General features: G+C 46.3%; 24 protein-coding genes and 1 pseudogene. 20 read left to right on the top strand and 5 right to left on the bottom strand.

Annotated features, from left to right (window positions below):
• Positions 1-28 precede the first annotated feature (28 nt).
• Positions 29-3,880, top strand: a complete 3,852-nt coding sequence (locus tag C8D90_RS15435; protein ID WP_115459360.1) for a P-loop NTPase family protein — start codon at positions 29-31, stop codon at positions 3,878-3,880.
• A gap of 76 nt (positions 3,881-3,956) precedes the next feature.
• Positions 3,957-4,766 (top strand): hypothetical protein, encoded by an 810-nt coding sequence (locus tag C8D90_RS15430; RefSeq protein ID WP_115459359.1) that lies wholly within the window; start codon positions 3,957-3,959, stop codon positions 4,764-4,766.
• Positions 4,767-5,120: 354 nt separating this feature from the next.
• On the opposite strand, the gene C8D90_RS15425 is transcribed toward C8D90_RS15430, so the two are convergent.
• Positions 5,121-5,831: a hypothetical protein gene (locus tag C8D90_RS15425; RefSeq protein WP_115459358.1), complete on the bottom strand. Its 711-nt coding sequence runs from the start codon at positions 5,829-5,831 to the stop codon at positions 5,121-5,123.
• Between the two features lie 127 nt (positions 5,832-5,958).
• Here C8D90_RS15425 and C8D90_RS15420 point away from each other — a divergent pair, with 127 nt between their 5' ends.
• Together C8D90_RS15420 and C8D90_RS15415 are read left to right on the top strand one after the other, a co-directional pair.
• Positions 5,959-6,171, top strand: a complete 213-nt coding sequence (locus C8D90_RS15420; RefSeq protein ID WP_115459357.1) for a helix-turn-helix transcriptional regulator — start codon at positions 5,959-5,961, stop codon at positions 6,169-6,171.
• A gap of 146 nt (positions 6,172-6,317) precedes the next feature.
• Complete coding sequence (locus C8D90_RS15415; RefSeq protein WP_115459356.1) at positions 6,318-7,850, top strand: YfjI family protein; 1,533 nt, start codon at positions 6,318-6,320, stop codon at positions 7,848-7,850.
• 352 nt (positions 7,851-8,202) lie between these two features.
• Here the strand turns inward: C8D90_RS15415 and C8D90_RS15410 are convergent, their stop codons facing one another.
• On the bottom strand, positions 8,203-8,826 hold the full coding sequence (locus C8D90_RS15410; RefSeq protein WP_115459355.1) for an inovirus Gp2 family protein: 624 nt from the start codon (positions 8,824-8,826) through the stop codon (positions 8,203-8,205).
• A gap of 599 nt (positions 8,827-9,425) precedes the next feature.
• On the opposite strand from C8D90_RS15410, the gene C8D90_RS15405 reads away from it, so the two are divergent.
• From C8D90_RS15405 to C8D90_RS15355, 10 genes are all read left to right on the top strand, one after another.
• Positions 9,426-9,839, top strand: a complete 414-nt coding sequence (locus tag C8D90_RS15405) for a hypothetical protein (RefSeq protein WP_115459354.1) — start codon at positions 9,426-9,428, stop codon at positions 9,837-9,839.
• A 43-nt stretch (positions 9,840-9,882) separates the two neighbouring features.
• Positions 9,883-10,764, top strand: coding sequence for a hypothetical protein (locus tag C8D90_RS15400; RefSeq protein WP_147291375.1), 882 nt, complete (start codon positions 9,883-9,885; stop codon positions 10,762-10,764).
• Between the two features lie 674 nt (positions 10,765-11,438).
• A complete protein-coding gene (locus C8D90_RS15390; RefSeq protein WP_115459351.1) occupies positions 11,439-12,263 on the top strand; it encodes a DUF932 domain-containing protein in 825 nt (274 codons plus the stop codon).
• Positions 12,264-12,293: 30 nt separating this feature from the next.
• Positions 12,294-12,737, top strand: coding sequence for an antirestriction protein (locus C8D90_RS15385; RefSeq protein ID WP_115459350.1), 444 nt, complete (start codon positions 12,294-12,296; stop codon positions 12,735-12,737).
• 12 nt (positions 12,738-12,749) lie between these two features.
• Entirely contained in the window at positions 12,750-13,292 is a 543-nt protein-coding gene (gene radC / locus C8D90_RS15380) for a RadC family protein (protein WP_115459349.1), read from the top strand.
• A complete protein-coding gene (locus C8D90_RS15375) occupies positions 13,289-13,510 on the top strand; it encodes a DUF987 domain-containing protein (RefSeq protein WP_032680445.1) in 222 nt (73 codons plus the stop codon). Before radC ends, C8D90_RS15375 begins: the two co-directional genes overlap by 4 nt.
• 25 nt (positions 13,511-13,535) lie before the next feature.
• The gene (locus C8D90_RS15370) at positions 13,536-13,901 is read left to right on the top strand and encodes a type IV toxin-antitoxin system YeeU family antitoxin (RefSeq protein ID WP_115459348.1); all 366 of its coding nucleotides are present in this window, start codon (positions 13,536-13,538) and stop codon (positions 13,899-13,901) included.
• 37 nt (positions 13,902-13,938) lie between these two features.
• Positions 13,939-14,268: a TA system toxin CbtA family protein gene (locus C8D90_RS15365; protein WP_115459347.1), complete on the top strand. Its 330-nt coding sequence runs from the start codon at positions 13,939-13,941 to the stop codon at positions 14,266-14,268.
• A gap of 348 nt (positions 14,269-14,616) precedes the next feature.
• Complete coding sequence (locus C8D90_RS15360) at positions 14,617-15,063, top strand: hypothetical protein (protein ID WP_115459346.1); 447 nt, start codon at positions 14,617-14,619, stop codon at positions 15,061-15,063.
• A 46-nt stretch (positions 15,064-15,109) separates the two neighbouring features.
• Positions 15,110-15,712 (top strand): hypothetical protein, encoded by a 603-nt coding sequence (locus C8D90_RS15355; protein WP_115459345.1) that lies wholly within the window; start codon positions 15,110-15,112, stop codon positions 15,710-15,712.
• Between the two features lie 240 nt (positions 15,713-15,952).
• Here the strand turns inward: C8D90_RS15355 and C8D90_RS15350 are convergent, their stop codons facing one another.
• The 3 genes from C8D90_RS15350 to C8D90_RS15340 all read right to left on the bottom strand — a co-directional run bounded on the left by C8D90_RS15350 (position 15,953) and on the right by C8D90_RS15340 (position 18,607).
• Positions 15,953-17,608 carry a hypothetical protein gene (locus C8D90_RS15350; protein WP_115459344.1) on the bottom strand — a complete coding sequence of 552 codons (1,656 nt, stop codon included), beginning with the start codon at positions 17,606-17,608 and terminating at the stop codon, positions 15,953-15,955.
• A gap of 295 nt (positions 17,609-17,903) precedes the next feature.
• Positions 17,904-18,242: a hypothetical protein gene (locus C8D90_RS15345; RefSeq protein WP_115459343.1), complete on the bottom strand. Its 339-nt coding sequence runs from the start codon at positions 18,240-18,242 to the stop codon at positions 17,904-17,906.
• Positions 18,239-18,607, bottom strand: a complete 369-nt coding sequence (locus C8D90_RS15340; RefSeq protein ID WP_115459342.1) for a tlde1 domain-containing protein — start codon at positions 18,605-18,607, stop codon at positions 18,239-18,241. The genes C8D90_RS15345 and C8D90_RS15340 overlap by 4 nt, the downstream gene beginning before the upstream one ends.
• Positions 18,608-18,777: 170 nt before the next feature.
• On the opposite strand from C8D90_RS15340, the pseudogene C8D90_RS22510 reads away from it, so the two are divergent.
• The 6 genes and pseudogenes from C8D90_RS22510 to atoD all read left to right on the top strand — a co-directional run.
• Positions 18,778-18,933, top strand: a pseudogene (locus C8D90_RS22510) (STM2901 family protein); the annotation flags it as partial.
• On the top strand, positions 18,930-19,229 hold the full coding sequence (locus C8D90_RS15335; RefSeq protein WP_115459341.1) for a DUF1493 family protein: 300 nt from the start codon (positions 18,930-18,932) through the stop codon (positions 19,227-19,229). The pseudogene C8D90_RS22510 and the gene C8D90_RS15335, both read left to right, overlap by 4 nt.
• A gap of 129 nt (positions 19,230-19,358) precedes the next feature.
• On the top strand, positions 19,359-19,802 hold the full coding sequence (locus tag C8D90_RS15330) for an acetyltransferase (RefSeq protein WP_115459340.1): 444 nt from the start codon (positions 19,359-19,361) through the stop codon (positions 19,800-19,802).
• 420 nt (positions 19,803-20,222) lie between these two features.
• Entirely contained in the window at positions 20,223-22,040 is a 1,818-nt protein-coding gene (atoS, locus tag C8D90_RS15325; RefSeq protein ID WP_230473031.1) for a two-component system sensor histidine kinase AtoS, read from the top strand.
• The gene (atoC, locus tag C8D90_RS15320) at positions 22,040-23,419 is read left to right on the top strand and encodes an acetoacetate metabolism transcriptional regulator AtoC (RefSeq protein ID WP_115459338.1); all 1,380 of its coding nucleotides are present in this window, start codon (positions 22,040-22,042) and stop codon (positions 23,417-23,419) included. The genes atoS and atoC overlap by 1 nt, the downstream gene beginning before the upstream one ends.
• A 225-nt stretch (positions 23,420-23,644) precedes the next feature.
• The gene (gene atoD, locus C8D90_RS15315) at positions 23,645-24,304 is read left to right on the top strand and encodes an acetate CoA-transferase subunit alpha (protein WP_115459337.1); all 660 of its coding nucleotides are present in this window, start codon (positions 23,645-23,647) and stop codon (positions 24,302-24,304) included.
• Positions 24,305-24,306 lie beyond the last annotated feature (2 nt).

The following is a 24,306-nucleotide window of genomic DNA, read 5'->3' as shown; positions in this document are numbered from 1 at the left end:
GGCAAAAAATTTTTACTAAGGTGAATGCGTGGCAATCTTTGACATTGAAAAGGATGAATTACTTCGGCTCTCCGATACTCAGCTAGAAGAGCTGATAGCTCGTCTAGCAGAAGCTGAAGTGGCAATACATGGTCATAGCCCTGCATGTGTAAATTGGTCTGGCTCAATTACAGCCCCTGACGGAGGAATTGATATCCATGTTCAGGTTCCAGTTGATCAACTGAAACCAGGCTTTCTTATAAGGCCTAATACGGTCTTTCAGGCAAAGAAACATAAAATGCCAAAGGCTACAATTGAGAAGGAAATGGGCACCGGCAACGCGCTTTCACCCATAATCTCTGAACAAGCCAGAAAGCAAGGTAGCTACATCATTGTCAGCCTGGGTGATGATTGCTCGCCGTCAGGAAAGGCGGATCGTCTCAAAGCGATGAGGGATGCAGTAAAAGATGATCCTAACAAAAGCAATCTTCATCTCGATTTCTACGACCGTTCCAAACTCATTCAATGGCTACGCCAACATTCATCAGTCATGCTGTGGGTAAAAGGGAAGCTTGGGCAAGGGTATTCCGGTTGGCAACCCTATGGAGCCTGGAGCAATCCACCCCAAGGTGTTACAGACACTTTAATCTCAGCCCCAGGTGTAACCATTACTTTACCGTCGGGAAAGGGGCAAAAACTTAAAATTGATGAAGCAATTAGCCCAATGCGAGCCCTTATTCGTTCGACGAATAAGGCAGTTCGTATTACAGGATTGTCTGGTGTCGGGAAAACTCGGATCGTTCAGGCGCTCTTTGATGAAACTGTTGGAACAGATGCGCTTGACCGGACAGTAGCTATTTATGTTGATACTGGCTCTGAGCCAGTACCGTCGGCTACAGCAATGCTTGATAAGCTTATCGCTGAGGACCGACGAGCAATTATGATCCTTGATAATTGTCCATCAGAACTCCATGCTTCGCTTGCCAGCAAGGTATCAGCCACAGGAAAAGAAGTAAGCCTCATCACAATCGAGTACGACATTAGGGATGACAAACCACAGACAACCGAGGTCATCCATATTGAGACAGATGGTCCAGAGGTGGCAGAGCAACTTCTTATCCGTCGCTTCCCTTCTATTGGTCAGAATAATGCCCGTCGTATTGCTGAGTTTGCAGATGGGAATGCAAGAGTTGCTTTAGCTATAGCTGAGAGAGGGGAGGAAGGCGAGAGTTTGGCTCTACTTTCTGATGCGCAGTTGTTTAATCGCTTGTTTGAACAGCGTAATCATCCTGATGGTAATTTACGGGAGCAAGCTGAAATATTGTCACTGGTATATTCATTCTCGGTATCTAGTACAGATGCTGCTACCGACGAACTGGAAATATTAGGGGCGCTCTTTGGGTATTCCAGAACCCAGTTATTTAAAGCCGTTACGAAGCTGATGGAACGTCATATCGTTCAGAAAAGATCTCACTGGAGAGCTATCTTACCTCATGCCATTGCTAACAGATTGGCAGCATCCGCACTCGACAGTATTCCCGTCGATCAACTTAGGGCGACTTTTGAAGCTCCGGGTTGTGGGCGTTTATTAATGTCTTTTTCGCATCGCTTGGGGTTGTTGCATGACCATCTTGTTGCGAAAGAAATTGTAGAAGCCTGGCTTCAGCCTGAAGGAATGCTAGGAAGAATAGCCGAGTTAAATGATATTTCGTTACGAATACTTGGGTATATCGGACCGGTTGCACCTGAAGCATTGCTCAACAGAATTGAGGCCGTACTCTCATCATCTGATTTCAAAGGTATGGAACCGGGCTACAATCCGCAGCGACGTAGTATTCTGCGTCTTTTACAAATGATGGCATACGAACCGAACGCCTTTGAACGATGCGCCAGGCTTCTTATTCAAATGGCAGAGGACGAAGCCGATAATAATGACCTGGACTCTGCTCGAAACATGGTCCCAAGGTTTTTCCAGGCGTATCTGTCTGGTACTCATGCATCACTAAGCCAGCGTATTGCTTTAATGAACGAATGCATTGCATCAAACATTATTACGCGTAGATCTTTGGCCTTCAAGATGCTGTCAACCGCCCTGGATGGCCCACCGTGGTCAGGGTTTGGGGTTGGTGAGTTTGGAGCTCGACCAAGAGACTATGGATACGAACCCAACTATGATGAACTTGTCGAATGGCGCAGCGCCTTTATTGACGTAATTATCCATTTAGCGGCATCCGGAGCTCCTGAGCTTGAAAGGCCTGCAAGATCAATCCTAGCTGACAAATTCAGGGGAATTTGGTTTCAAGAAGCAATGCGAGACAAACTCGTCGATGCTGCCCGTACATTAAATGCTTTAAGTCCTTGGGGGGAAGGTTGGAAAGCCGTTCGTTCAACGGTCTATTATGACTATACCAAGCGTAGCGATGGAGATGATGTTGAGCAGTTGCCGGATAGTCTTGCTGCCTTAGAGAAGGAGTTGGAGCCCATTGCGTTAATTCCAACAATAAAGACATACGTGTTGAGTATAAATGATGATTATTGGGCACTGGATGCGGATTTTGATCATGAGGACTCCGATAAATATACCGCAGCCGGAAAACGACTTGAAGCTAAAGCACTTCAATTGGGACAGGACTTTGCCTTATCAAATCATGTTCTTGAGGAGTTAGGAGCAGATCTGTTCTCCATCGGTGGAATGCCTTATCGCGCTGTCTTTGGTCGAGGACTTGCTCGAGGGGCACATGATCTAAGTATTGGCTGGCAGCGACTTGTTGAACAAATTGAAAAACAGCCAGATGCTAACAAAGACTTTGGAGTTATTGGGGGATTCATCGAAGAAGTTGACTCTGTCGATCCATCATTAGCACAGAAGTTTCTCGACCAATGTGCGCAGCATCCTGAACTTCGACAGGTATTGGTTGGCTTGCATCCTTGGGGGAAATTTACAGTAAATGATTTGGATCGCTGCATGAAGCATTTGGAAGATCCAGACATTCGCCCTTTCATGTATGAGTCGATTTTATGGCGAGAACAATACGCCAATTTGCCGAGAATTCGTCTTCTCGAGCTTGCTGAGCAACTCCTGAGTAAAGCAAGCGGAGATAATGTCATTTTGCATGCGCTCTCCATGAGACTGCATGGTAAAGACAAATCGACAGATATGCTTGGCGCAGACTTTCGGTTGATTGGTCTTGCTGCTGCAATCCAGCGGGTTAAAAACAGCGACAGAGGCCAAAGAGGGACAATTGATTTTTACATGGAACGAGTTATCGATGCCGCATTGCGTTTCGATGGTAATGAGGCCAAAAAAATTGAGTGGTTGGACGCAATTTTCAATGTCATTGATGAACACTATGGATATTTTTTGGGATTCGAGAAGACTATAGCAACAACTGTTGCGTTAATGCCTGAATCATTTCTCAATTGCATTTTTGAATGCACCGAGGAACAGCAGCAGAGAAGACAGTTCTTTATTCGACGTGGCGGTTTACGCCGTTCTCCTCTTGCTGATGTAAGTACTAGCGTCTTGATTGAATGGTGCCGTGCCAGAAATGATCCCAGCGTTTGGGCTGCCATTGCGGCTGGTGTAACTCTCTGGTCAAAGGATGATGAACAGAATGTACTAACCCTACACGAAGCTGCTATAGAACTGTTAGAGGCCTCTCCTGAGCCATTAACTGTGCTGGAGTCTTTTGCTGAGCGGATCACTCCATCATCCTGGACTGGTAGCTTGGCCAACTTAATGCAAGCTAGAGCAAGCGCCATCGGTGCGCTAAGTAAACATGAACGTCCAGATCTCGCCGAGGCTGTTAAAATAGTTTGTGAAAAAATGAGTCTGTGGGTCGTTCGCCAAAAAGAGCGTGAACAACGGGAAGATAGTGAACGGGAACAACGATTTGAATAAGGGCTGGTTGAAGGCTAATTCAAAAATAATAGTAAGCTATCTCATATATAAATGAAATCAACAATGGAATTATTCAATGACCTTCCTTCACAATATAAATAAAAATAAATATGAAATTATTGCGGTACTACTCATGGTTAGCATCGGACTGATCAATTTAGGATGGTTGAGTTTGAAGAGAATTCCAGAAACGCCGCCAGGATATTATGAAAATATCGTTATTGAACATACCCGATTACTCACAAAGCTGCGAAGTGAATATCAAAATCAGCGAACTGAAATGAGGGATGAATTGATGTCCAAAAAGCATACTTTCTTAGAAGCTGCGCAAATAGCACTAAAGTTGAACATTGCAGAATCTAGATATTTGGATTTTTGGTTAGCAGAAAAACCAATTATCATTGGTATGTTAAAGCCATTTGAAGAGAAAAAATATCTTAGTTGGTATTTAAATCTTCCCCCAGAAACTCAAAAGTTAGTTAAGAACATAGCAGATAATTTGCACTCGATTTATCCAAAACTTGCTGAATGTAATCAAAATGCAATTAATGATTACATGGCATTGGTTTCGGGACTTACCGCACCATCTGAGGATAAATTATCTGATGCGCTGGTTGCACAAACCCGGGTAATAATGCGTAATATCACTCAAAATAAAAATTCTTTATCAGAAGAATGCGATAGTGCGATGGTGTCATACTTCTCTTCGGTACAGTTGCTATCCAGAACATATAGTACGCTTGCGGATACTTATCAAGTTTATTCAGAAAGAAATGAAATAATTCGTAAAATACTTAGCACAGTATTATCGTTTTTTTTGTTCGTAGTTTGTTATAAGTGCCGGGAAAATTTAATAAAAAAGGCAGCACAGTCATTGGGAGGATGAATTTTCTGCAAAGACCACTTTGGTGACTCCAATTAGGTAAGAGATAGTAAGGGATTTAATCTCAAACTCTTGATATCCAGGCATTCAACAAAGCACTACTGTTGGACAAACTTTCCATAAAGTGCAGCGCCAATGCTTGCTTTGAGCGTTAAGCAAACATTAACGCACTCTTCTGACCAACTAACACCATACCTCTGGGATGAGATAATGAGTTAGACTCCACGGAGACAGATCCTAAGAACATTCTGGCGCATTAATATCAGAAAGATCATACTAGTATTCTGAACATTCTTACTGCTCTAGATTATCTCCATTTCATGTCTCACTACATAAGAAACATGAAGTTTAGATGTTTCATGGCCTCTTTATTTTTTTCAAAACCGCTTCAGAAAATGCAAACTCCAAAATGCTATCCTTCTTTACCCAGCCTTTTATTGTTCTCTCCAGGTTATTGCAATCCAAATTAGAAGCCTTATTTTGCGGCTCATTCTCAAGGAACAATACTAATTCTCGCCGAATGCCTTCAATCGCTTTTGGCACTGACGCCCATTTATCCAAAGGCATTTTTGAATGTAAAAGTCGTATTATTTCAACTTTTATAGGTACGTATTTTTCATTCATACTCTCCTTGGCATTATCAAGACGATCCTTTTCTTTTTTTTCTTCATTTTCTGCCCATTCCTTATGTTCTCGACTTCCATGCCATTTTCCATAAAAATACATGGCATCTTGAATATAATTGCACGCATCGATTATACGCTCTCTGCCTGACACGAGAAAGGCCAGATGGTAATAACATAACGATATATATAGATACTTATCAAACCTGCCCTGCAAAACTGCATCAACCCAAACAGATGCAGATTCACTTTTCAACAACTGTGTACTTTCAGCCAGAAAATATTCAACCCCATCATATTCCTTTTCTCTCTCTTCACAAAATCTTTGAACATCCTCTTGGTATTTTTTAGTCGATATTTTCCCATCTTTTTTCAATTCATCAAGCTTGAGTTCATAAGCGTCTTTCAACTTATTAAATAGGGCACTAACATCATTTCCTCTCAAAATATCCTCCCGGATGTCAATACGTGAGCTAATGTTTTTTTATACTTTACCTTACGTCTTACACAGCATTTTTTTCGCGGTTAGTCTCTGTCTTGTTCAAATTAACCCAAACAGAGGCAATGCAAAAATGACCACATCAACAGTAAAAGTACTACGTTTACCCGCAGTTGTCAGCAAACTGGGGATCGCCCGTTCCACCATCTACGACTGGCTTAATGCCAAATCACCGCGCCACGACCCGGCGTTCCCGAAGCCTTATCCGCTGGGCAAACAGTCTGTTGGCTGGCTTGAGTCAGAGCTGGATGAATGGGTATTGCAACGCAAACAGGCCATACTCTGATCTCCTCTCCCTTCAACAGGCAACTGTCGAAGGAGCATTCTGAATCACCACATTAAAAACATTCACCGCATGCCCTTACCCGGCAGGGTTAATCGCATCTGTGATGTCATCCCTGAGTTATTTGGATTGAAAAAAAGGAAATTGAAATGTCATATTTCCCCCCTGCACTTCCACTGGTTAATTCTGCCAGTCCCTTCCCCGTTGATGCATTGCCATTGATAATGCAGAACGCCATCAACTATCTTCAGGATGGTGGAAAAGTACCAACTGTACTTGCCGTGAACGCTGTTTTAGCGGCAGTATCATTGGCCTGCCATTCGCATATCAATGTACTCAATCCTTACACGGACATAGAGGAGCATTGTTCACTCAACATCCTGACGCTCGCTGATTCAGGGACGGGCAAATCGTCCGTCAGCAAACAGGTAATGAAGCCCTTTGATGCTTTCAGGGCTGAGTTGGCCGAATCACATCGGGTTAACCAGGCTGTCTGGCGCGAAGATTATGTCGTATGGAAAACCAGTTTAAAGGCACTGGAAAGTAAGCTGCGCGATACAATTAAAAAAGACCTGTGCACAGACGAGGCCCAGGCAGCCCTGAAATCTCACGCATCGATTGAACCCCGCAAGCCCTTACTACCCACGCTGGTCTACAATGACACCTCGCTTGCCGCGCTCATCGCTGGCCTGAATGCCTATCCCTGCGCAGGTCTGATTTCTGATGAAGCCAGCAACTTCTTTGACGCACGTCTTAAAGATAATCTGGCGTTCTACAATAAAGCCTGGGATGGCGATGTGTATGAGCATAATCGTCATCAGCGTGCCACCCAATGCTTTAAACCGACGCTGACGGTGTCCTTGATGTTACAGCCTTCGCTTTTTTTCGATTACATGAAAAAAGATGGTGATAAAGCATTAGAGAGCGGTTTTTTATCCCGCTTCCTCTTTTCAAATATCACCCCGAATAACACGCTAAGTTCCTGTATGTTGAGCTACCATTATCGTCCGGATACCGCTTACCGTGATGAAAGTGCTTTAATCTACTTTCACGACCTTATTGGTAAATTACTCGGGCAGCAGCTTAAAAAAATTAATTCAGGTGAAGGTAAGAAGAAGGTTCTTAAGCTTTCACCTGAAGCTGAAGCCCACTGGGAGACGATGCGTGAGCACTGGCTGGCATACACATTGCCGGGATGCGCCTGGTCATATATCAAACCCATGGTACTGAAAGCCAGTACGAATGCGTTGCGTATCGCTGCGCTGCTGAATTACGTCGGCAACCAGGAGGAGGACATTATTTCTCTTAATGTTATTTCCCAGGCATCAGCGATTATGACCTGGTATCTCAACCATACCGCGGCCTGGTTTTATCAGTTCACGGATGAGTATAAATTCCAGCAGGACGTGCAAATACTAACTCAGTGGATCTATCATAAATTCAGATCCACTAATGGCTTACCGTTCAAAAAGAACGATGTCATTAAATATGGTCCGAACAAATTTCGCCGCAGCGAAAGATTGGAACCGTTGCTGAATGCCATCATGAACACAGGTGTTTTCACTTATATTGTTAAATCCCCTGAGAACCCGGCGATTTATATTACCTGGCTCATGAACGATGGTCGCTATATGCCATTTTATGATGATAAACAGCCGCCTTCGCCTCAGAACCTCGCTTAGCCAGAATAGCTACCTCATACCTGAGCACTATTTTGGATAACACAACAATACACAGGCTCGTGGTCCGGAGGAGATCGCGAGCCTTATCCATCTGAAAAATACATTGTGATACCCTCTACCTCTGCTACAACCGCTACTGTAGCGGACTGTAGCGGCATTCTGGAAAGTACCCACAAATGAAACATTCTCCTTTGCTCACAAATCGTTCAACCCGGAAGAGACGGATTCACTTCACTACACTCTGCCGATGTAGCACTACAGCTCAGAAATGTTGCCTCGTGTTATCGCCTGTGTTGCTACAACGCTGCTACAGCCGTGTCTGATTGTTGCTTTGATTGGGCCTCTCAATAATTCAGGACTGGCTGCAACCAAAATTCCGATGTGCATCAGAATTATCTTTGCTAAAGCGCTTAGCCAGATAGGACAGTCTTCTCATGATGGTATCGTAATACCAGGCGAAATGTTCTCCATTGGCATTAAGATTAAAATCACCTTCATGTACAAACTCTATCAGGGGATAATATTTATTTTGATAATCCTGCTGCGCGTGCAGTTTCAACGCTCTGATCCATGCATCCATAATCATCACTCCCAGGCAGTGAACGTATTGTCCCTGCTTCGGATAATAGGTACCAGCTGCGTACCAGGCATCGTTATTCAGTATCAATGCCACATGATAATGTTTCTTCCCCTTTTCTTCACCAAACTCTCTGGCCCATACATAGCGAACTCTACTGAGATGAACTCGCTTTCCCTGTTTTATCTTTCTCTTCTGTGTGAATTTAATCTGTGATTTTAACGACTCAATAAAGCGGGTTATCAATTGATGATCTGTTTTATAACTTTCGTAATTGGCATCAGGAAACCTCAGGATAATATTCAGGATAAACGTCCTTGGGTATTCACGTAAGGAATTCTGCAGCGTTTCATGAATGCGATTAATGTGATGCTGATTATAACCCATTTCGTTGCTCATACTTTAATCCTTGTGTTATTCATCTCAATACAATTAGGATAGAGAGTTAATTAATACATTTAAGTTCATATACAGAACAATAATCAATACTATTGTTGTAGTAGTATTAGCCCATCTTTATTATTTTAATACCAATCAGACATGCAACATTAACTAATAGATATTTTTGCTATAGAAGAAAGAACCATTAACTTCAAACAATTAAATTACATAATATAGTCAATAACCACTCTGAAGTTAGGTACATGTGGGAAGGTGAAAGTTCTCATTATTACGGATGTTTGGATCCAAATTTAGTTAAATTTATATTTCAGATATTTTCGTACCTATATCACTTAAGCGAATGGCAAAGGATTCAGATTCCCTCTCTATGGCTTATTGATCTGTCATGCCGATCGATGCTGACACAATGATAGCCCACAACTATCAATTTAACTATATCGATCGATTTCGCAATAGATAATAACGATCAATTTCTGATAACCGATCTGTATTAACGATTATCCCAACAGACCACGATTGCATACGATCAGGCCGCTTCCAGCATACAGGGAAGTGGCTTTTCACCGTATAAATCACACAGTAAAGGAAAGATTTAATTGAACATTCGCACAGTTTTTTTTCTCTGCTCATCACTGACAGCGACTGCTGCACAGGCCGTTACTCCCGAGCAACAGTGGGGTGACTGGTATGGCTACATCAATGCAATGGAGTTTGAAATTAGCACAGATAATACCACCGGAGAGCGCCTGACGCTGACCTGCTCAGACGAGCATATGACCCTCTCCTACAGTGTGCCTGCAAAGGACTATCGGGCCTCAGCCACCGGTATTAGCATTAACGGAACCTCATACGCTACAGGCGAAACGGCCTTTATTGCGCTCAAAAATACCAATGATCAGCAGCAGATAGAGATCACGATGAAAGATAAGCCCCTTCCGGGAACCTTTAAAACCGCGGGGTTGCGCGAAGCGTTGAATGACCTGAGCTGGCAGGACTGTATCACCCATTAAGGCTCATGAGAGGCCTTGGTCATAAAGACTCACTGGGCTATCGATGATTGCGACAACCTCACAACTCACGATTCAGGATGTAAAAATGAAGGCACTAATTTCACGACTCACCGTCATTTCAGCTCTGCTATTTCCCGCTTTAAGCTCTGCAGTGGTTATCCCCGGAAATATACACCACGGACGTTACACGTTCTTTCTGACAGAGGAAGGTGGCGAAATGCTGCGCGATATGAACGATGCTGCAGTGAGCGTCAAGCTCAACAATAAAGCAGGCTTCGCTGTTGAGGCGCAAAGAATGGCCGCTGCAGCGAATATTTCGCCTTTGCTTTATGCCGCATCGCCGCTTGAAGAAAACTTTATCCGCTACGACAGTAAACCCGTTAAGGCCCTGACCTGCCTTATCACTTCCCGTAATATGCCGGGCACCAACAAGAATTATTCATGGGAGGAAACCTACTGTCTGGATGAAACCGGTGCAGCTTACATTGGCACCCAAGGCTGGCCGTCACGCACAATATTCGACAAAAGCTGTGGGGTGGGTGCATCTGACTGCCCGGTCTATCTGAGCCTGAAAAATGATCCACCCACCCTGCGCAACGACTCCGCACAGTATGTGCCATACAGCAGCGCTCACCGTTCTGAGACGGTGCCCAATAAAACTCAGAATAAAGTACCCGCTGACGAAATTGTCGCTGAACAGGATGGATATGCGGTTCACTTTTCCCGAAGCAACAACTGTTCTGACAGCAGACTCACCGTTAAAAATATCAGCACAGGGAAAACTGCTGCGATCACAGGTGTCAACGGGTGCACATTTAATCCGAAAAAGAACGCTGTGGTTATCTATCCGGTTAATGAATACGTGAGCGTTTACAGCGGTACCACCAATACCTCTGAAGAAATAGCGACTGCCGATCTCCCTTAATCACTCACCTGACCCGGTATAGACATTCTTCTATACCGGTCATTATGGAATTCCCATGAAAGCTAATCACCTTCAAGATGATAAAATTCCCCTGACCACATCACCCGGTCTTACCTGGCCTGTAGTCTTCTGCGTCGCCGGAATAACACTTCTGCGAAGCAAGTCTGTCGTGTGTCAGACGATAGGGGCCAGCCTGACCACACTGTGCCTGGTAACGCTGATAAAAAAACTCGCCACTCTGGTCTGAGGGGTTCGCTACCTGGCAAAGCCAAATGTGCACCTGAGACGGGACCAGAAGACACTCCTCCCCTGATAAAAAACCCTGGCAAAACATACCAACAATTAGTCAGGCGTATTGTTATCCATGATCTGGCGGTGCTGGCAGAGGCAAGGCTCAGGGATGACGCATTTGCTTTTTCTGTATGCAGTAAAGCATACCGGCATTTTCCCTCATTCATCCGACGAAGGTATCCCCAGGAACAGTACCTCCGTTTTTTGAGGCAGCATCTGCCTATTATCCTTGTACGTTTACGTCAAATCTGGGATTCCCCGTCCCCCGCTTCACTGCCGTCTCAAGACAATGAGACATAGCCACCTGCTTCACCCTGGACATTTTATCTTCCGACCAGGCCACTCTCCGGAGTGGCTTTTTCTGTCTATTTAAGGAACCTGCTATGACCCGTTTAGAAAGCCGCTTCGGCCGTATCAACCAGATACGGCGTGACCGAGCGCTTACCCATGAAGAGCTGATGAACCATGTCCCCAGCGTATTCGGGAATGATAAACATGAGTCACGCTCAGACCGTTATACCTACATCCCGACCATCACCATCCTCGAAAGCCTGCTGCGTGAAGGCTTTGAGCCGTTCTTTGCCTGCCAGACAAAGGTTCGCGACCAGAGCAAGAGGGGGCACACCAAACACATGCTTCGCCTGCGTCGTGCCGGTCAACTGACCGGCCATCAGGTGCCGGAAATCATTTTGCTTAACAGTCATGACGGGTCCTCGAGCTACCAGATGCTGCCGGGGCTGTTTCGTGGCGTCTGTACTAACGGCCTGGTCTGTGGTCAGTCATTCGGAGAAGTGCGGGTACCACATAAAGGGAATGTTGTTGAGAAGGTGATTGACGGGGCTTACGAAGTACTCGGTGTGTTTGAGCGGGTGGAAGAAAAGCGCGATGCAATGCAGTCGCTGGCGCTGCCAGCCCCGGCCCGTCACGCGCTGGCGAATGCCGCACTGAAGTATCGATTTGGTGAGGAACACCAGCCGGTCACGGTATCGCAGTTGCTGACCCCTCGTCGCCGGGAGGACTACAGCGATGACCTGTGGACCGTATACCAGCGCGTGCAGGAGAACCTGATGAAAGGGGGTCTGTCAGGGCGAACCGCTCAGGGGAAAAGGAGCCGCACCCGTGCTGTTACCGGCATTGACGGCGATGTGAAGCTCAATCGCGCCCTGTGGGTTATGGCAGAAAACATGCTCGAATTTTTCGGGCGTTAAACAACCGTTCCGGCATAAGGAGATAGTTTAATGAATACACAAAACCTTGAGTTTGCTGAGCAGGCAACAATTACTGCTTCAGTGCTCCCGGACGAGTTACGCATCGGCTTCTGGCCGCAGCACTTTGGCTCCATCCCACAATGGATAACCCTTGAACCTCGCATTTTCGCCTGGATGGTCCTGCTGTGTGTCGATTATCACGGCGGTATCTGGAACTTCTCGACGCTCGCCAACGGCGGCGCATTTATGGCTCCTGAGGCAGAGAGCGATGAGAAGTGGACGTTGTTCAACCCGATGAATGGCAACGGCGCGGAGATGAGCGGAGATGCTGCAGGTATTGCGGTCTGCCTGATGGCTTATAGCCACCACGCCTGTCGTACCGAATGTGATGCGATGACTGAGCACTATTATCGCTTACGCGACTTCGCGCTGAGCCATCCAGAGTGCAACACCATTATGCATCTCATTGACTAAGGAGACCTGAGCATGAGTACCGCGTTATTCCCAGTGTCAACGCAGCCTGAACTCTTTCCGCTGACGGTTATGGCTCCAAATGGTTGCCTGTTTCCAGCGACTTCCGGATTAACACCCTATGCCCAACGCACCATTCGCCGCGCGATCAATCTGCTGGATAAATATCTGCGCCAGCCCGGTATACCCTTTACTTCAAGCACTGGTGCCCGTGACTGGCTTCGGCTACAGCTGGCAGGACAAGAACGGGAAGTGTTTATGGTGCTGTATCTCAATAACCAACACTGTTTACTGGAAAGCGAAACACTGTTTGCCGGTTCAGTTAATCATGTGCAGGTCCATCCCCGTGAGGTAGTGAAGTCAGCGCTTCGCTTCAATGCTGCTGCTGTCGTGCTCGCGCATAACCATCCATCCGGCGATCCGGAGCCCAGCAAAGCAGATCGCCAGATGACTGACAAACTGAAGGAGGTGCTGGGACTGGTTGATGTAAAAACGCTCGATCACCTGGTTGTCGGTCAGGATGGCATTGTGTCGTTTGCAGAACGAGGCTGGATATGAAAATCATCAGTAAGCGCCAGGCCATGGCTCTGTACCGGCAACATCCTGGCTCCCGACTGTTTCGCTTCTGTACCGGCAAATATAAATGGTCTGGCAGTATCTGCCATTATGCTGGCCGGGAAGTTCAGGACATACGCGGCGTTCTGGCCGTCTTTGCTGAGCGCCGTCAGGATCGCAATGGTCCCTATGTAATTCTTCGAAGTGTCACTCTTAATTAATCCTTCCCTTTAATCAGGAACAATAATGAACAATCACTCAGAATCCGGTACCAAACCGGAGAATCTTACCTGCCAGCAGTGGGGACTAAAGCGCACAATCACACCCTGTTTTGGCGCTCGTCTGGTGCAGGAAGGCAACCGGGTGCATTTTCTCGCTGACAGGGCCGGATTCAACGGTGCTTTCAGCGACAACGATGCATTGCGCCTCGACCAAGCCTTTCCGTTGATACTCAAACAACTGGAATTGATGCTCACCAGCGGAGAACTCTCTCCCCTGCATCAGCACTGCGTCACGCTATATCACAATGGACTGACTTGCGAAGCTGACACACTCGGCTCCTGTGGCTATGTCTACATCGCTATTTATCCCGACCAGCCTGAACCCCATTAACTCTACGCTTATCTCTTAAACTCATAGAGCAAACATCATGCAAACCTTATCATCACACCCGACACGGGCGACTCAGCCCAATCTGTCACCCGTTGAAACCTGGCAACGGCTGCTGACTCATCTGTTATCGCAGCACTATGGCCTGACGTTGAATGACACACCGTTCAGTAATGAAACCACCATACGAGAACATATTGATGCTGGAGTATCGCTCAGCGATGCGGTGAACTTTCTTGTCGAAAAATACGGGCTTGTCCGTATCGACCGAAAGGGATTTTCGTGGCAAGAACAAACCCCTTATATTTCCATAGTGGATATTCTGCGAGCAAGGCGCTCTACCGGCTTGCTAAAAACTAATGTGAAATAAACGCTTAAATACAGAGCAGACTAAAGGAAAGCAAAATGCTAATCGTCACAGACGAAGAGACTTCTACTGTAACCTCCCCTCCCCTGCAAAAAACCTGACATTTTCTTTTAGGACCAACAATGGGACCAAATTGAAAATTGAATTAAAGATTACAAACTATTAAACAACAAGTTACGCAACCAATTCAGACTCCGCCAGCTCGTGAAATGATGGATTGGTGGGGGGAGTTTGTGGAGGAAACCTCCCATAAAAAACAAATAACAACAAATGGTTATAGCTAGACTCAAAAAGTGATATTGGATATCCTCAGAGGTTAAACCAACATAACAACCTCTGGCGAAAACACATATGAAACCTAAGTTTTGGAAGCTATCTCAAGGATATGGTGTATTCAACTTTGAAGATTTGCTTAATTCGATAGAAGAACGTTTAGTCTATGTACATCGAGATACTGCCGCAAAAGGACGCTCTGAAACTCCCCAAGGGGAAAACTTTATCAACGCAAACATTGGTGATTACTTTTATTTAACTCACGGCAATGTTGGTGGTATATATCTTCTTGGTCAATTTACTGGTCCAGCTAACTATTTTTCCTATGAACCTGGTTGGATAGACAGGCCCTTTAGAGTCATCGCACGTGCGATCCATCAAAACCCTTATATTGGGCCTGAAAAGTGGTGGACACCAAACCATAATTCAACTTTTGTACAAGTTCCTCATGATGAAATGGCCCTTTTCGAAGAAACTATCCTACAGCCATATTTTGAGATTAGCCTTAAAGAATATGGATTTTGAATCTCAAAGTAGCTAAATATAAAATTAATATATTTTCGGAGAGAACATGAAAAAACCAGATATTTGTGTGCTTTTTGAAGAAAGTATTTCCAGTGAGTTGTTTGAAGATTTCGAAAATAACGTAAAAAAAGAGGGATTGAAGCTAGTTGTTGAGTCTAGGGAACCAAGTGGCCCGATGGCATGTATAGAGTGGTTTTTACTTCCCGTTGTTGCTGCTTTTATTAGTAAAAGTTATTTTGATGGTTTTCTAAAAGAAATGGGAAAAGATCACTATCAATTGGTGAAAGAAAGTTTGTCAAAATTAACAAAGAAAGTCATACATACCCCTAGAATTGAGCCAGTTTTGTTTAGTACTAAAGGGAAAATAGCTACTCACAATCCATTTTCTCTTGCTTTTTCAATTCTTGCTGAGGCTGAGGATGGATACACATTCAAGCTACTAATACCGAAATTAAATAGCAATGATGACTATGGCTTAATTGCTAATCGATTTATGGATTTTCTTTCAGACTATCATGCAGGTCTTAAGACCTTAGAATCTATAGGCTATATATCGGAAGGGCAGAGACCTCTCTCTAATATAATCTTTGTGCACTATAATTCAGATAATGATTCCATTGAATGGTTAAATGAAAAAGAGCATCGTTAAATGGCGCATAACGTGATAACTCCCCTACGACTTTGATCAGTAAAAACGATTAAAGTTAAGTTTTTATTATATTTCTCATCAGTGAGAGAAATATTATTTCGCATCATATATCTCACTGATATATCAACTTATCGATCTTAGCCCACGGTTAAATTTGAATAAAAATAGAATAAAGGCAGTTCAATTCGCGACTAATAAATATTGAAATCACCTATATTCAATTAATTCTGAAATAAAAAATCACTCATCTTTATTTATGATCAAAACAACTATTACAACAGATAATATTAAAGCTCCTGAAATGCCAAATGACAAAATTGGCGTTATTACCTTACTCAATTTTGGCCATATTTCCTGAATAAAAGGATGAACAACAAATTCGGCCAAAGTTGCAGCACCTACTAAGCCAAAAACAAAAGTTAGCCCGCGATCTCTACGATTTCGAATTGAGTCAGACTTATACCTTAGTTCCTCAAGATGATACCTAGCAGCTTCTTTTGCTGAAGGAATTAAACTTGCTGTACCAAATTCATTAATGATATATGAAAGGGCCGCCGACACCTCACCTGCTTGGCTACTATGGTGAGTCAGTCTTTCTGAGTTTACGAGTGTTTCATAAGCATGAAATAAATGAATATCTGATAGAGGGTCATGCGCCCAAGAACATGCTCGAGCAATCCGCATATTATAGTATTCTATTTGTTCTGCTCTTGCCTGATTTTCAAATATTTTCCCGCGAGTATGAGGTTCATCCCATACATTGTCAGAATCACCATCAGATCTTAACCATGTCCAAAGAAGAGCTGACCTTTGAGCATGCAAACAATAATCGTCAAACATTCTTAAATCTATCGGTAAGTCAGGAGTTTGCCCTCTGAAATTGGCTCTAAGCAAAATTTTTGACATTGAGGATGAAAATTGTTTAATGAGATCATTTTTATTTTGTGGCTGATTATCAAAACGAAGTAAGCATATAGATGGACGTCCCTCCCACATATATTTTCTAAAATCATTATTTTTAGACCTTTGCCCAAAAACCAAAATATTACTAACAGCATTACTGTATATTGAACGGCATAAATCTAATGTAGATTCCCAAGAATCATCATTTTTTGAACCAGCGATTTCATGCAATGACCAATCGTCACCGCCAAGATGGAATTTTTTACCATCAATTTGAAAAGCATCATTAATTACTCTTTGACTGTCTTTCTTCATCTCTTTTATTGTTTTTTTTACTTCCTTATTCTTGATATATTCCCCAGCAACTGAAAATGTATCTTCAAATGCATTTATCAACACGACATCTGCATCTAATTTCTGAATTTTTGAATCAACCCATATAGATTTAAAATATATTTGAAAAATATTTACAACGCGGGCTATAAATTCGTTTTCATCTATTCCCTGCCAAGTAGCATCAAATTGAAAACTAAGTATCGCAATTCCACTTTTATAAATTTTTACTGAAGAAAATAAAGATATTTCATTATCTTCATCCTCCAATACTAAAGGAGGCAGTGATGCTCGCAGGTATAAATCATTATTAAGGGAAATTCTATTTTCATGAAATAAAACCTCGAAAAAACCAATTGCATCTGCTGCAACAGATTCAGGCATTTTCTGATTAAATTCTAACTCCCAACTCGAATCCCATTGCCTACCCTCTGGCTTTAAAAACTCTACTTGTGTATTACCCAAATTATCAAGGTATACACATTTAAAATCCGAAAAGAAAACTGACTTAGCAATACCTGTTTTCAATAGCTTTCCAGCTGTTTTCAATAAATCAATATTTGATGATTCGAATCCTAAGGTGTAGTTATAAAATACATTTGACTGGTTGATCTTTAATTCTTTCGAAGACTTATTAAATTTTAATAAATTCAATAACATAGAAACCCATCCTACAAGTACCAGAAAATTTTAATCATACTGAGGAAAGTGATAGTAACCAGTAAAATCATTAGCACTCATTTCCAAAAAGTGCCAGTTAATTGACTGGCACTACATAGCGTATAATCGCTTATATTATATACATTTTTTCACAAAACAATACCTCCTCCCCACTCCCTTACGTACTGCCCGAGTATTCTTTCCCGTGGCATTGTAAGTATCCCGCATAATCGTGCCATTCACATTTAGAGATCTTCCGGCATTGACCTCCTCCCAATATCGGTACCAGCTTAAATCAGTGGTTAACTTCTTTCCTTGAAATCAAGAATATATTGACCTCACTCACTGAACACTCATCATCTGATGCATCATTTTGAGTGATCACTTCATACTTTTTCCCATATCTATCATGGAAAACAAAATGAAATACCTGGGTATAAATATCATTCTCTTTCTTTTCTGAAGCCAAAAGTGTCGCTTCTGTTTTCGCTTTATCTAATTGCGGAATATCAACGATGTTTTGATTTTTCAACCAGACTTCGGCTATGTTTTCAGGCCATGATCGGCAATCATTCTCTGCCGCGAACCCTGACAGCGGAAGAAGCAGTAAGATTGCATAAAATATTTTCTTCACCGTGTTACCTCCACTTGCCGATCACCACTGTTCCAAATCGTTTCCCTGATATTCCTTGGTAGAATAATGCAACCATTTGACGCATCACCGGGCCGTTGGCGACTATCCCCATGAATAAGAAATCCCGACCGGCCATGCATTGCATTACCTGAGTTCGGTTCCAGACGTATTGAGTAAACACCCGTAGTAGGATGTCTAAATGGCGCACCAGTGATCGAATAGGTTCCGCGTGGTAACGGGCCAACCATCTGGACGTTTTGCATTTCAGGGTTGTTCTTTCCATTTCCTTTTCCTGCATATCCCGTAGCAACCAATCGTCCATTCCTATATAGTCGACCAGTACCCTGCTGATATACCCACGCCATCACATTCTCCATGTCTTGCACCAATGATGGTGTAAGAAATTATCACTTTAGCTTGTTATATCAAGTGACTAAGATTATGAATGCATACTTTCCATTGATAACATCGCCTAACGCTGAATTACGATACTATCAATTATCTGATGCAAAATTAACTACTAAGATACCTTAAAACATTCAAGATCAGGATGGTCGCTAATATTGGCACTTTTGCCGGAAGGGCAATTCCTGTCATTGGCTGGATAATCCTGGCAGCGGATGTATCAATCATCACGATCAATGCCATGACAGCCTACAATAAAATTGCTCGCTTAGAGGACAGATTATGACCACGAACGAAGTGCGGCAGGCTGTATTTGCTCTGGTCAAAAAACATGATGGCTGGTCGTTCATTCCATTCTTTAAGAAAGCATGGACCCCCAAAACAGATATAGACAGCGATTTACATTTCGAACGTGAAGAAGCAGAGGCTCTAATGGAAGACTTTTTCCATCAATTCGATGTGGAACGAGGGAGCTTCAGTATCGATACCTATTACCCAGATAGACATGAGCTATCCCAGGTTCCCGATTTTACTCTAGAAATGCTGATTAACTCCGCCAAGGCGGGGCGGTGGATTTACTAACACACTAATTTAATGTGTATTTTTAATGGGCAACCCCACGGCAATCACCCGCAGCGCATGCCCCCTCCGCTATCCATGCTATCATCCTTGTTTAGATGTCCCCCAACCCCACTAACCAGGAACTGCGCCATGCAAATTCAAAAAATCACCCCAAACGATCTCCCTGCCCTGACCGATCTGTGGGAAGCATCGGTTCGCGCAACACATCATTTTCTGACCGCCGCAGACATCGTCGCCTTACGCCCTTTTGTGGCAGAAGCCTTACTCTCCGGGCTTCCCGTCTATAAAGCCGTGAACACCAACAACGAAGCCCAGGGCTTTATCGGTGTCGATGGTCATCGCATAGAAATGTTATTCATTTCACCGCACGTCCGCGGTCAAGGCATCGGTAAACAACTGCTGGCATTCGCAACCGGAACGCTAAGCGCCAATGAAGTCGACGTTAATGAACAAAACGATCAGGCGGTAGCTTTCTACCAACATATGGGGTTCGAAACGTTCGCCCGCTCAGAATTAGACGGCCAGGGCAACCCCTTTCCCTTGCTGCATATGCGCCTGAAAGCACAGGCATAATCTCGGTTTTTCCTGGGTGATATAACGTGTGGAGGTTTTATATGATGTAGCATACCATTCCTGCTTGTATCACCTGAAAAAAACAATAGTAATATTTAATATATTGAAAATAATTATAATAAAAATGCAAGCCTTCTCAGTTTTCTTCTGCATTCTAGCCATTAAACAACCATGTTACGTTGATGAACGGAAGGTAAAGCGCCAGCTATTCTAATTCAGCGTATTTTCTGATATCACCGTTAAATCCCCCCAATAAATCAGTTGATATTGCATTTCCCTTTCAGCGTATATCACATTTTTTCGCCCTCCTCCTTGAGTCGCACCTCCGTCCGCCTATAGTCACCTCAAAGCGGGCGTTTGCGCCGCCGTTATTCAAGGATGTACTTCATGCTTCATGTGCAATCGCGGGTAAAACGCCTGCTGAACAAGCTTCACTGGCCGCAGACCCTGCGCCAGAAAATGGTATTGCTGGCTATTCTGGTTTCTCTGCCCACGCTGACAATCGGCTTTACGGTCGAGGTCGAAGGGCGCAACGCGCTGCTGGAAGAAAAAAGGATCAAACTGTTCGCCGTCACCCGGTTACTGGATAACGCGCTGGGGGACAGCTTCAGCCGCTATCCCGACCTCCCGCGCGAACAGCGTCTGAAAGCCCTTAATGCGCTGCTGGCGCCGGTAACGGACAAAATCACCCAGGCCTTCTCCGGCGTCGGCGCCGGCTATTATCACCGCGGGCTGGACGCCATCGTCACCTACGGTCCGCAGGCGCAGCACGGCGCCTCCGTCGGCATCACCATCAGCCCCAACCACCCCGGCCGCGAAGTGATGGAGAGCGGTGAACCCGTCGTCGGCTGGGGCACCCAGGTGCGCGGCAACATCATGAACGCCATGATCCCCATCGTCCGGGAGAATCAGGTCATCGGCTATATCTGGGCGAACGAGCTTTCCAGCGATATCGATCAGCAGGCGCTGGCGATGGACATCCGCATCATGGCAGCGACCGGCATCAGCATTCTGCTCAGCGTGTGGATCATCATCTTCTTCTCGCGCCGTTTCAGCGCGGATATCGACACCATCAAAAGCGGCCTTAACGAACTGCCTTACAACCTCCATACCGTTATTCCGCCGATGAAGGGCGAGATGGGGGAAATCTCAGACAGCGTCAATCACCTCTCCAGAGCCTTGCGCGAGGCCAAAACCCTGAATGAGCTGATTATCGAAAGCGCTGCCGACGGCGTGATTTCCGTGGATATCGACGGACGCGTCACCATGATCAACCCTGCCGCGGAAAAAATTACCGGCTACCAGCGTAAAGAATTGCTCGGCCGTCCTTACGCCGTGGTCTTCGAAAACACCAACTTCCACAGTCCGATCCTCGACACGCTGGAGCACGGCATCGAACAGATGGCGCTGGAGGTCAACTATCCGGGCAAGAACCGCACCATTCAAATCAGCGTCAGCACCAGCCGGATCCACAACGCGCGGGGAGAAACCATCGGCGCGCTGGTTATCTTCTCCGATCTGACGGAGAAAAAAGAGGTGCAGCACCGTATCGCCCAGGCGGAAAGACTCGCCGCCCTCGGCGAACTGATGGCGGGCGTCGCCCACGAGGTACGCAATCCGCTGACCGCCATCAGCGGCTTCGTCCAGTTGCTGAAAGACGGCGAAGAAGATGCGCGGAAACGGGAATATACCCACATCATTCTCAACGAAGTGAACTCGATCAATAAGGTGATTCAGCAGTTGCTCGACTTCGCCCGCCCGCGCTGCGGCCGCATGCAGCAGGTTTCGCTCAATCAGTTGATCACGGAAACGCTGATCCTGATAAAAACCGGCGGCAGCGAAGCGCGCATTGATTTTAACGTCTGTCTGGAAGAGGGATTGCCCGACATCGACGCGGACGGCGAACAGCTTAAGCAAGTGTTGCTTAACCTGCTGATCAACGCAGTCCAGGCAATTCCCTGCAAAGGGAACATCACCATCACCACCCGCCGCAGCGGCGAGCGGCATCAGGAAATCACGATCCGCGACAGCGGACAGGGTATCAGCGAAGAATCCATATCGCGGATTTTCGATCCTTTTTACACCACCAAGCCCTCCGGAACCGGGCTGGGCTTACCGATCTGTCAGCGCATCATCGCCCTGCACGACGGCGATATCCGGCTGGAAAGCCGCCCGGGTCATGGCACGACGTTTATTATCCTGCTGCCGGTTCATCACGGCGCGGCGGAGGTATCCTGATGAAAAAATCGTATCGCATTCTGATCGTTGACGATGAAGAGAACGTACGCCGTCTGTTGAGCACGGTCTTTACCCGCGACGGCCATCACCCCATCGTTGCCCACGACGGCGAGCAAGCGCTCACCTTATTCGGACAGCATGCGCCGGACGTCGTGCTGATGGACATCCGCATGCCGCGCCTGAACGGCATGGAAGCGCTGCAGGCGATGCGTCAGCAGCGGCAAAATGTTCCCGTGATTCTGATGACCGCCTACGCCGCAATCGAAACGGCGGTGGAAGCGCTGCGCCTCGGCGCCTTCGACTACATCATCAAGCCGTTTGATCTGGATGAAATCCGGATGATCGTTGACCGGGCCATGCAGCTTAATGAGATGAAGCGCGAAATCAGCCTGCTGCACCGCGCCCTCTCCGCCAGTTATCAGTGGGACAAAATCCTGACCAACAGCCCGGCCATGATCGCGCTGTGCCGGGACATGGCGAAAATCGCCGCCAGCACCGCCAGCGTGCTGGTTACCGGCGAAAGCGGAACCGGCAAGGAGCTGATCGCCCGTGCCGTCCACTACAACAGCCCGCGCGCCAAGGGGCCGTTTATCAAAATTAACTGCGGCGCGCTGCCGGAATCCCTGCTGGAAAGCGAGCTGTTCGGTCACGAAAAAGGCGCTTTTACCGGAGCGCTGGTGCAGCGGCAGGGGTTGTTCGAACGCGCCAACCAGGGCACCCTGCTGCTGGACGAAGTGGGTGAAATGCCGCACAACCTCCAGGTTAAACTGCTGCGCGTGTTGCAGGAGCGGGAGTTTGAACGTATCGGCGGCAGCCAGACCATCAAAACGGATATCCGCCTGATCGCCGCCACCAACCGCAACCTGACGGAAATGGTTGAGCAGGGCACCTTCCGGCGCGATCTGTTCTACCGCCTCAACGTCGTGCACCTGTCGCTGCCGCCGCTGCGTGAACGTCCGGAGGATATCGCCCTGCTGGCCGGTCACTTTCTGCAAAAGTTCAGTGAAGAGAACGGCAAAGAGATCGTCGAACTCGACCCCTCTGCGCTGGCGCAGCTGGAGGCCTACCCGTGGCCGGGCAATATCCGCGAACTGTCCAACGCCATGGAGCGCGCGGTCATCATGAGTACCGGCTTCGTCATTTTCCCCGACGACCTGCCGGAAACCATCACGCATTTCGCCCGGTCGCTGCCGATGACGGAAACCGGGCAGGAAGCCGATGCCTCCGGCTCCCTTAAAACCCGCATGAAGGCTTACGAGCGTGAACTTATTTGCGCCGCCCTGTCCGCCAATCAGGGAAACCGGGTACAAACCGCCAAAGCGCTGGGTATCAGCCGCAGGGCGCTGATGTACAAACTCCAGGAATACAACATCGATTAACCCCGCGCCGCCGGGGCAATCCCCGGCGCCTATCCCGCGCATCCGGTGAAACAAAACGTGCACACCTGTGCAAAAACTTGCACTTCCCCGCCGGTCTCAGCCTTGTATTAAAACGTTAAAAAACCCATTAGTATCAACACAATAACCGCAAATCCCCGTTCTGGCACACCCTTTGCTATTCCCGGTATGAACCCGTTTTCAGACGTCACACTACAGGGAATGACAATGAAAAATAAATGTATCAATGTGCAAGACGCCGCCGGTTATTTCCGCGACGGCATGACCATTATGGTGGGCGGATTTATGGGCGTCGGCACGCCGCCGCGCCTGATTGAAGCCCTGCTGGAGTCCGGCGTGCGCGATCTGACGATTATCGCCAACGATACCGCCTTCGTCGACACCGGTATCGGCCTGCTGGTCGTGAACGACCGCGTCAAAAAAGTGATCGCATCCCACATCGGCACCAACCCGGAAACCGGCCGCCGCATGATCAGCGGCGAAATGGAGGTTGAGCTGATTCCCCAGGGCACCCTGATCGAACGTATCCGCTGCGGCGGAGCCGGATTAGGCGGCTTCCTCACGCCGACCGGCGTCGGCACCGTTGTCGAAGAAGGCAAACAAAAAATCACGCTCGACGGCACCGAATACCTTCTGGAACTCCCCCTGCGCGCCGATCTGGCGCTGGTTCAGGCACACACCGCCGATCGCGCGGGCAACCTGGTTTACCAGCTCAGCGCCCGTAACTTTAACCCGGTTATCGCCCTGGCCGCCGACATCGTCATTGCCGAACCGCACGTGCTGACCGACGTCGGCAGCATTGCGCCGGACCACATCATGACGCCGGGCGCCGTCGTCGACTACATCGTTAATCCCCAGGAGGCCTAATC

Origin of the sequence: Enterobacillus tribolii (assembly GCF_003363015.1) — a bacterium.
Classification (GTDB): domain Bacteria; phylum Pseudomonadota; class Gammaproteobacteria; order Enterobacterales; family Enterobacteriaceae; genus Enterobacillus; species Enterobacillus tribolii.
This window is presented reverse-complemented; position numbering and strand designations above follow the sequence as displayed.

Excerpts from the sequence above, each read along its gene's own strand:
- C8D90_RS15430 (WP_115459359.1), top strand. The coding sequence starts at position 3,957 with ATGACCTTCCTTCACAATATAAATAAAAATAAATATGAAATTATTGCG.
- C8D90_RS15420 (WP_115459357.1), top strand. The coding sequence starts at position 5,959 with ATGACCACATCAACAGTAAAAGTACTACGTTTACCCGCAGTTGTCAGC.
- C8D90_RS15415 (WP_115459356.1), top strand. The coding sequence starts at position 6,318 with ATGTCATATTTCCCCCCTGCACTTCCACTGGTTAATTCTGCCAGTCCC.
- C8D90_RS15410 (WP_115459355.1), bottom strand. The coding sequence starts at position 8,826 with ATGAGCAACGAAATGGGTTATAATCAGCATCACATTAATCGCATTCAT.
- C8D90_RS15400 (WP_147291375.1), top strand. The coding sequence starts at position 9,883 with ATGATTGCGACAACCTCACAACTCACGATTCAGGATGTAAAAATGAAG.
- C8D90_RS15390 (WP_115459351.1), top strand. The coding sequence starts at position 11,439 with ATGACCCGTTTAGAAAGCCGCTTCGGCCGTATCAACCAGATACGGCGT.
- C8D90_RS15385 (WP_115459350.1), top strand. The coding sequence starts at position 12,294 with ATGAATACACAAAACCTTGAGTTTGCTGAGCAGGCAACAATTACTGCT.
- radC (WP_115459349.1), top strand. The coding sequence starts at position 12,750 with ATGAGTACCGCGTTATTCCCAGTGTCAACGCAGCCTGAACTCTTTCCG.
- C8D90_RS15375 (WP_032680445.1), top strand. The coding sequence starts at position 13,289 with ATGAAAATCATCAGTAAGCGCCAGGCCATGGCTCTGTACCGGCAACAT.
- C8D90_RS15370 (WP_115459348.1), top strand. The coding sequence starts at position 13,536 with ATGAACAATCACTCAGAATCCGGTACCAAACCGGAGAATCTTACCTGC.
- C8D90_RS15365 (WP_115459347.1), top strand. The coding sequence starts at position 13,939 with ATGCAAACCTTATCATCACACCCGACACGGGCGACTCAGCCCAATCTG.
- C8D90_RS15360 (WP_115459346.1), top strand. The coding sequence starts at position 14,617 with ATGAAACCTAAGTTTTGGAAGCTATCTCAAGGATATGGTGTATTCAAC.
- C8D90_RS15355 (WP_115459345.1), top strand. The coding sequence starts at position 15,110 with ATGAAAAAACCAGATATTTGTGTGCTTTTTGAAGAAAGTATTTCCAGT.
- C8D90_RS15350 (WP_115459344.1), bottom strand. The coding sequence starts at position 17,608 with ATGTTATTGAATTTATTAAAATTTAATAAGTCTTCGAAAGAATTAAAG.
- C8D90_RS15340 (WP_115459342.1), bottom strand. The coding sequence starts at position 18,607 with ATGGCGTGGGTATATCAGCAGGGTACTGGTCGACTATATAGGAATGGA.
- C8D90_RS15335 (WP_115459341.1), top strand. The coding sequence starts at position 18,930 with ATGACCACGAACGAAGTGCGGCAGGCTGTATTTGCTCTGGTCAAAAAA.
- C8D90_RS15330 (WP_115459340.1), top strand. The coding sequence starts at position 19,359 with ATGCAAATTCAAAAAATCACCCCAAACGATCTCCCTGCCCTGACCGAT.
- atoC (WP_115459338.1), top strand. The coding sequence starts at position 22,040 with ATGAAAAAATCGTATCGCATTCTGATCGTTGACGATGAAGAGAACGTA.
- atoD (WP_115459337.1), top strand. The coding sequence starts at position 23,645 with ATGAAAAATAAATGTATCAATGTGCAAGACGCCGCCGGTTATTTCCGC.